The sequence below is a fragment of the Peptoniphilus indolicus ATCC 29427 genome (genome assembly GCF_000227315.1).
Lineage (GTDB): Bacteria > Bacillota > Clostridia > Tissierellales > Peptoniphilaceae > Peptoniphilus > Peptoniphilus indolicus.
The window spans coordinates 188568-189974 of record NZ_JH165061.1; the positions used below are offsets into that span (position 1 = coordinate 188568).

Here is a 1407-nt window from a genome sequence, read left to right on the forward strand (position 1 = left end):
AACAATTTATTTAACTTTAAGTTTATTTATATTTACTTTTTGTTTCTCTATAAAAATTATATTCTCTCTCGCTTGAATTATCTTCACTGTATTTATAACCCAACTTATCAAATCTCTTTATCTTTTCAATTTCTTGAACATTGTTTTCAGCCATGTATCTTACCATTTCTCCTCTTGCAATTTTGGAATAAGTGGCTTTTTGCACCGGCTTTTTCTCTATAACTTCAAAGAAATTACAAGTTATAAATACATCATCTTCTCCCAAATATTTTTCTATGGCCTTGTAATATTCTTTTGACGCCAAATTTACAATCGGCGTTTTTAGTTGGCTATATAATTTTTCTCCCCAAAAGTCATACAAATCATCATGACCTAAAATATTTGCCTTTGCTTGCATTTCAAGTCTATATGGAACAACTCCATCAGTTGGTTTTAAAACTCCATAAAATCCTGAAAGTATTCTCAATTTATCTGATAGATATTCTATTTCTTTTGGACTAAATTTTTCAGGTTCAATAGTTTTAAAAACTATCCCGTCATAAGCTAAAATTGCTGGAGTAACTCTTTTGTCTAACTCCATACTCTTTATTCTCTCGTAATTTTGTTCTGCAAGCTTGTCGTTGCATTGCCATATAGTTTTTAACTCAGAATATGTTCTATCTTTTAACCAACTTAAAATTTCTAATGTGTCTTCTAATAATTCAGGTTCTGTTATTTCTAAATTATTTTCAACGTATCTCATCTTCTTAGTTGGTGAAATAATAATGTGCATTATACTTCCCCAAGCATTTTTTGTGGGTCTTCTTTAGCTTTCACTTTGTCATTTGCATATATAATTTTGCCTTCTTCATCTATTACATAGGTTGTTCTGACAACTCCCATATATGCCTTGCCAAAAGTTTTCTTTTCTTTCCAAACATCGTATGCCTCTATTGCCTTAAGCTCCGGGTCTGAAAGAATTGTAATTTTTAAATCTTTTTTCTCTTCAAAATTTTTGTGTGATTTAACACTGTCTTTGCTCACTCCAAGAACCACTGCATCTTTCTTGTCAAAGTCATCTTTTAATTCTGAAAATCCAACTGCTTGCATCGAACAACCCGGTGTATTATCTTTAGGATAAAAATATAATACTACTTTCTTTCCTCTGTAATCTTCTAATTTGTGTAGCTTTCCATTTTGGTCTTCAAGTTCAAACTCAGGTGCTTTTACTCCAACTTCTAACATATTTCAATCCTCCAAATTCTATATTTTAATTTATATTGTATTTTACCCATTTTGCATAAAATACATTACATAAAAAGGAGCTATTCTCAAAGAAAACAACTCCTACAAAATCTCAATTCTTTAATTGCTGATAGTATTCAACATTATCAAATTTATTTTTTTCTTCTCTACCTAAATTTTCAA

At 29.9% G+C, this 1407-nt stretch carries 2 protein-coding genes; both read right to left on the reverse strand.

Annotated elements, in window-relative coordinates; all coding sequences use genetic code 11:
* Positions 1-22: 22 nt before the first annotated feature.
* Positions 23-772 carry a peroxide stress protein YaaA gene (gene yaaA, locus HMPREF9129_RS00820; protein WP_004819314.1) on the reverse strand — a complete coding sequence of 250 codons (750 nt, stop codon included), beginning with the start codon at positions 770-772 and terminating at the stop codon, positions 23-25.
* Positions 772-1224, reverse strand: coding sequence for a thioredoxin-dependent thiol peroxidase (bcp, locus tag HMPREF9129_RS00825; RefSeq protein ID WP_004819316.1), 453 nt, complete (start codon positions 1222-1224; stop codon positions 772-774). Before bcp ends, yaaA begins: the two co-directional genes overlap by 1 nt.
* Between the last annotated feature and the right edge of the window lie 183 nt (positions 1225-1407).

Bases quoted from the DNA above. Each gene is read 5' to 3' on its own strand.
- yaaA (WP_004819314.1), bottom strand. From the start codon at position 772: ATGCACATTATTATTTCACCAACTAAGAAGATGAGATACGTTGAAAAT.
- bcp (WP_004819316.1), bottom strand. From the start codon at position 1,224: ATGTTAGAAGTTGGAGTAAAAGCACCTGAGTTTGAACTTGAAGACCAA.